We start from the raw sequence: 5831 nt of genomic DNA on the forward strand, positions 1-5831 counted from the left end.
GTTCCAGATGATTCAGGATCTGCTCGCCAAGATGCTTGCCAATCTGACCGCGTGCCAGTGCCTGATGCTCCGTCTGGCGCAGCTTGATGACGAAGGCAAGCTTGACGACCATCATGCGGCGCTGGCGAAGGCGTTCTGCACGGCGAAATCGCGCGAGACGGTCTCATGGGGCCGCGAGGTCCTGGGCGGCAACGGCATCGTCGCCGACTACAATCTCGCGCGCTTCTTCGCCGATGCCGAGGCGCTGTACTCCTACGAAGGCACATATCAGATGCAGAATCTGATCGTCGGCAAAGCCATCACCGGTCGCGGCGCCTTCGTGTGACATCCCGGCGGCCGGCGCTCCGACGCCGGCCGATCCCCCATGCAGGAGATATGACCATGGCTTCCGAAGCCGCATCAATCACACCTTCGCCGGCAACCGTGCCCGATTCGTTGCCCAGAGCGATATTGGCGCTTGCGAACGTGAAGTACGAGAAGAAGGGTTCGACCGCCTATGTGACGGTCAATCGGCCCAAGGTGCTCAACGCGCTCAACACGCCCACCTGGACCGATTTGCAGGCCGCATTCGAGGACGCAAAGGCCGACAAGTCCGTGCACGGCGTGATCCTCACCGGCGCGGGCGATAAGGCTTTCATCGCCGGCGCCGATATCGGCGAACTCGCGCATGTCGACGCCTACGAGGCGGAGGAGTCCAGCCGGTTTGGGCAGGGTGTACTGGACCTCATCGAAAATCTCGGCAAGCCGGTGATCGCGGCGATCAATGGCTTTGCGCTCGGCGGTGGCTGCGAGACGGCAATGGCCTGCACGATGAGGATCACGGCCGAGCATGCCAGATTTGGGCAGCCCGAAGTCAAGTTGGGCTTGCTGCCTGGCGGCGGCGGAACGCAGCGTTTGCCGCGGTTGGTGGGAAAGGGGCGGGCGTTGCAACTGATCCTCACGGGCGAGACGATCACCGCGCAGGAAGCTTACCGCATTGGTCTCGTCAACGAAATCGTCCCCGCGGCCAGCCTGATCGAGCGAGCCGAAGCGATTCTGAAGCAGATCGCGGCCAACGCGCCGATCGCCGTGAAGTTCTCGCTGGAGGCTGCGAACAAGGGGCTGGAAACCAGCCAAAGCGAGGGCCTTGCCCTTGAAGCCTCCTACTTCGGCATTTGCGCCGCTACCGAAGACAAGAAGGAGGGCACCACCGCCTTTCTCGAGAAGCGTGCACCGAAGTTTCACGGACACTGAATCGAGCGCGCGCGAGACCGGAAATTTGCTATGGCAACGCCTTCTCCCACCCCAGTTCCGACAGAGCGCTTCCGGTTGACCAGTCCGACGGACTGTGCATCGCGTGCGCCCGTTGGGACAGCCGCGGCCCGGCCCGGGCCGTGGTTCAGATCGCCCATGGGATGGGTGAACACATGGGGCGCTACGCCGATACCGTCGATGCGCTCGTTGCGGCGGGCCTCATCGTCTACGCCAACGATCATCGCGGGCACGGCCTCTCGGCCCACTCGCAATTGGGAGAATTAGGCAAGGGCGGCTTTGAACTTCTCGTCCAGGACATGGTCAGCCTGAGCGAGATCGCCAGAGAGGATAATCCCGACCTGCCGCTGCTCCTCCTGGGGCACGACATGGGATCCTTTGCCGCGCAGGGATACGTCATCGACCACAGCCACGAGATTGATGGTTTGATCCTCTCGGGATCGGGAGCGCTTGAAGGCTTCGCTCGGACCGCGCTTCAGGAAATCGCGGGTAGCAACCTGCTCAACGCCGCATTCGAGCCGGCGCGCACGCCCTTCGACTGGCTGTGCCGCGATCAGGCGATCGTCGATGCGTTCATGGCCGATCCTCTCTGCTTTGAAAAGCTTCATCCCGACTCTCTTGTTTCCTTCCTCGGCACCGCGCCGCGATTGTGCGATCGAGTCGCACTCGGCAAGGTCCGCAGCGATCTGCCGATCTATTTGTTCTCCGGAAGCGAAGACCCGGTCGGGCAGCAGCTGCGCGCCACAAACTGATTGCCCGCTACCGCGATGCCGGGCTGAGCGATATCGCCTTCGATTTTTATCCGGGCGGTCGGCACGAGATGCTGAACGAGATCAACCGGCGGCAGGTCCAAACCCGCCTGCTCAGCTGGATTTCCCGGACACTGGAAAAACTGAACGACGATGACCACAGCGTTTCAACCGCACTCGAACTTCAACACTAAGGAGACAAACATGCCGAACGACAACATCTTTTCCGGACTCAAGGTGGTGGATCTCGCGAGCTTTATCGCAGGTCCGAGCGCTGCCGTGATTCTGTCGGACTTCGGCGCCGACGTCATCAAGGTCGAGCCGCCGAACGGCGAGCTATTGCGAATTGCGAACCACCTGCCGCCGCAGCCGCTTTCCGAGGACGCTTACCCCTGGCACCTCGCGAATCGCAACAAGCGGGGTATGGAGCTTAATCTGAAAGCCCCGAGCGCGCAGCAAGTTCTCGAAAAGCTCGTCAAATGGGCTGACGTACTCATCGTCAATACGCCGCATCCCGCGCGCGCACGATTGAAGCTCGAATATCAGGATGTCGTGCGGTGGAATTCGCGGCTCATCTACGCGGACATCACGGGTTTCGGCGATAAGGGACCTGATGCGAATCTCCCCGGCTTCGACATCACCTCATACTGGGCGCGCAGCGGCCTGTTGTCGATGACGCGCGATGCCGGTTCGACGCCAACCTGGCCGGTGGCCGGCAGCGGCGACAATGCAACCGCCGTCGGGCTCTATTCGGCGATCGTCACTGCCTTGTACCGTCGCGAGCGCACCGGCGAGGGGGCGCATGTCACGACCTCGTTGCTTGCAGAAGGCGTATGGTCCGCCAGCGTCTCGATCCAGGCCGCGCTGTGCGATGCTAAATTCTTCGGGCTGCACGATCGCAAGAATCCTGCGAATGCGGCCATGAACGTCTGGCGCACCAAGGATGACACCTGGTTCGTTCTCATCATCACGCCCGACAAGCTGGCACCCGTCGCCAAGGCCATCGGCCGCCCTGATCTTCTCACCGATCCGCGGTTCTCCAATCCGGCGAAGCTGATGGCGAATATGCCGCAGCTCACGGCGATCCTCGACGAGATCTTCTCTGCCGAGCCGATGGCGCATTGGTACGAGGTGTTCAATGGCGTTCACGTGACGTTCGGAGCGGTGCGTGGACCGCAAGAGGTGATCAAGGATCCCCAGCTCCAGGCGAACGACATCATCGTTCCGCTCAATGGTGCCGGCGGCAAGCTGACGTCCACCATCAGCAGCCCGCTTCAGGTGCATGGCGTTGCCAAAGTGCCCGCAAAACGCGCCCCAAAGATTGGAGAACACAACGGGGAAGTTCTTCGGCAGCTCGGATTTAGCGCGGCCGAAATCGATGGTTTGCACGAAAGTGGTGCCATTCCGAAAACAAAGGAACATGCCGCTTAACGTGACGAACTGTCGGGGGCGGTAGGAGTGGCCCCGACACCTCGACTTGCAGCGAGATTTACCAAAGGCAACAGGACTTCGACGATGGCTGATACTGTTACCGAACATGCAGGAAGCGTTTTGCGGGTCCAGTTTAACCGGCCGACAAAGCGAAATGCGATGGCGTCAGCCATGTACGTGGCTCTCGCAGGCATCTTCCAACGAGGCGGCGAATGACGAGAACACGCGTGTCGTCCTCTGGCACGGCGCGGGGGATTCGTTCTGCGCGGGTAACGATATCGAGGATTTTCTGAAGAACCCTCCGGGTCCAGGAGAATCTCCGCAGGCCGGCCTCATGAACGCATTGGTCAATTTCGACAAGCCATTGATCGCAGCGGTTCACGGCGCCGCCATCGGTGGCGGCACCACCATGCTGACGCACTGCGACTTCATCTACGCGGGCGAGAGCACGAAATTCCAGATGCCCTTCATCAATCTTGCTGTCGTACCGGAATTCGGATCGAGCATGCTCCATGCCGTTGCGGATCGGTCATGTTCGTGCGGCTGAGCTGATTTTGTTGGGAGTTCCCTTTGATGCCGGGCGCGCCGCGGAGTTGGGTCTGGTCACCGACGTTGTTTCCGATAAGGACGTGCTGGCAAGAGCGACGACGCTTCGCCCCATCGTCTCGTTCCATTCACCGGATGGCTGGCCCATTTGGGTTGCGGAGACAAATGCAATGGACGCGGAAATCATCGCCCAAACGAACGGGCTCTTCCCGCTGCAGAGCCGTCCCAAAGGCCTGTTTCAAGTGGCCATCCTGCTCGTGCGGAGAGAAGACGATCGTATGAGAAATCCACACATCGTCCGCGACACAGACGAACGACGGGGTGGAGCAATTCTCTGCACGGGCCCAACTGCCACCGCGCTCACTCAAGCGAAGTGTGACGGCGGTGAATCAATGCTGCCCAACGGCTATCACCAGCCAGCTGGCTCCGCGCAGAGTTCGCTCGGGTCGTCCGGCATAGCTGAGACGGGTCTACACGTCGATGGTTTTTCGATCGTTGTCCGCGTTGTCCCGGATGGCGGTTCAACAAAAAAGCCATCTGACTTTGGCGCGACATACACCGACATACAGACAATTCTTTCGAGCGCGCTTGAGAAGATTGTCGATCGGTTTCGTGGGGCGGACCCGCCCTCGACCAATTCGTCGAATCCGCAGCCGGAGCTCCTCCTGAGTGTGGCAGAGCTAGTCACACTACCTCAAGCGACGCCGACCGAGATAGTGCTGCGCGTCGGCCCCTGGAGCTCAACCTTCTCGAGCGAACGGCCAAACGTGGCGATCGGCAGATTGAGTTACTCCCGCGAGAGTTTCGGCTACTGCGATACATGATGGAGCGTAGCGACAAAGTGCTGACTCGAGCAAGGCTTCTGCAAGAAGTCTGGAATTACAAATTCGTTTCACAAACAAATCTTGTTGACGTTCACATGGGTCGACTTCGGCGCAAGGTAGACGGCGTGAATGAGCCGCCGATGATTCGTAGCGTCCGCGGCGCCGGATTTGTTCTGAACGTCAATCCTCTCTCTCGGGACGAACTATTGGAAGGCTAGCGCGAGCGGTCTGCCAGGCTGAATCTCGGAATGTCCATAGGATCGAGGTGCCAATCGATTCACACCAGTAAGGGCGAGCGTCATAAACCTTTGTATCGTTCCGTAACATCTTTAGATGCCGAACGATTACCTATGTTCAATTGAGCCGCCGGTCACGATCGTCTTAGCTGCATCCGTTAGAAAAGCGCACAGGCTCATGAAGTGCGACGGCGAAAATAGGATGGTCGACGAACACCTACAATAAAGCCAACAGGAGACAACAATGCCTCACTGCTCCGAAAGTCTTAGAACCGGCAGAGCCGCGCGATGCGCAGTTTGTGATGGCAAGTTTGGTCTTGTCCGCCACTACTCGTGGCGAACCCCGCTTTGTTCCAAGAAGTGCGTCGATCGCTTCAGGACTCGCAGGAACGATGACCGCAATTGGGTGGGCTGGCTCCAGATCGCCTTCAACCAGCTTCCAGCGAACCAGGCGAGCGCTTCATGACGGTCCAGATCTCACCTCCGCGCTGCCCAAACCATGACCGACGAGGCGATCGCGGGTCAGCTTAAGGCCCTTGCCGACGACTACCAGCGGCGGGCTGAGAATGCTTCGTATGTTGATGCGGCCAAAGCATTAGCTTGATCGGCTGCTAGCGAGTAAACGGTGAGGCGACCACACGCGCGGAGAGAGGCATGTACAACGATTCTTTGTTCAACGCTTTCGCGCGATCGTTCGAGGCGCGAAGCGAAACGGACATGTCGATGGCGGAATATCTGGAATCGTGTCGAGGCGATCCGATGCGATACGCAAATTCGGCCGAACGACTACTAGC

The 5831-nt window shown here is 59.7% G+C and carries 7 protein-coding genes; all 7 read left to right on the top strand.

Translation table 11 applies throughout. The features are described from left to right. Window positions 1-325, top strand: a 325-nt coding sequence (locus VNX23_RS28045; RefSeq protein ID WP_325634824.1) for an acyl-CoA dehydrogenase family protein, incomplete at its 5' end; no start/stop codon positions are given. 56 nt (window positions 326-381) lie between these two features. Then, window positions 382-1233, top strand: coding sequence for an enoyl-CoA hydratase-related protein (locus VNX23_RS28050; RefSeq protein ID WP_325634825.1), 852 nt, complete (start codon window positions 382-384; stop codon window positions 1231-1233). A gap of 140 nt (window positions 1234-1373) precedes the next feature. Further along, window positions 1374-2003: an alpha/beta fold hydrolase gene (locus VNX23_RS28055; RefSeq protein WP_325634826.1), complete on the top strand. Its 630-nt coding sequence runs from the start codon at window positions 1374-1376 to the stop codon at window positions 2001-2003. A gap of 201 nt (window positions 2004-2204) precedes the next feature. After that, window positions 2205-3431 carry a CoA transferase gene (locus VNX23_RS28060; RefSeq protein ID WP_325634827.1) on the top strand — a complete coding sequence of 409 codons (1227 nt, stop codon included), beginning with the start codon at window positions 2205-2207 and terminating at the stop codon, window positions 3429-3431. Window positions 3432-3585: 154 nt separating this feature from the next. Continuing rightward, window positions 3586-3978, top strand: coding sequence for an enoyl-CoA hydratase-related protein (locus VNX23_RS28065; RefSeq protein WP_325634828.1), 393 nt, complete (start codon window positions 3586-3588; stop codon window positions 3976-3978). Further along, on the top strand, window positions 3944-4801 hold the full coding sequence (locus tag VNX23_RS28070; protein ID WP_325634829.1) for a hypothetical protein: 858 nt from the start codon (window positions 3944-3946) through the stop codon (window positions 4799-4801). Before VNX23_RS28065 ends, VNX23_RS28070 begins: the two co-directional genes overlap by 35 nt. Then, on the top strand, window positions 4801-5019 hold the full coding sequence (locus VNX23_RS28075; protein WP_325634830.1) for a winged helix-turn-helix domain-containing protein: 219 nt from the start codon (window positions 4801-4803) through the stop codon (window positions 5017-5019). The genes VNX23_RS28070 and VNX23_RS28075 overlap by 1 nt, the downstream gene beginning before the upstream one ends. Window positions 5020-5831: the final 812 nt, after the last annotated feature.

Source organism: Bradyrhizobium sp., assembly GCF_035570375.1.
In the GTDB taxonomy this organism is placed as follows: domain Bacteria; phylum Pseudomonadota; class Alphaproteobacteria; order Rhizobiales; family Xanthobacteraceae; genus Bradyrhizobium.

Bases quoted from the DNA above. Each gene is read 5' to 3' on its own strand.
- VNX23_RS28050 (WP_325634825.1), top strand. From the start codon at position 382: ATGGCTTCCGAAGCCGCATCAATCACACCTTCGCCGGCAACCGTGCCC.
- VNX23_RS28060 (WP_325634827.1), top strand. From the start codon at position 2,205: ATGCCGAACGACAACATCTTTTCCGGACTCAAGGTGGTGGATCTCGCG.
- VNX23_RS28065 (WP_325634828.1), top strand. From the start codon at position 3,586: ATGCGATGGCGTCAGCCATGTACGTGGCTCTCGCAGGCATCTTCCAAC.
- VNX23_RS28070 (WP_325634829.1), top strand. From the start codon at position 3,944: ATGCCGTTGCGGATCGGTCATGTTCGTGCGGCTGAGCTGATTTTGTTG.
- VNX23_RS28075 (WP_325634830.1), top strand. From the start codon at position 4,801: ATGGAGCGTAGCGACAAAGTGCTGACTCGAGCAAGGCTTCTGCAAGAA.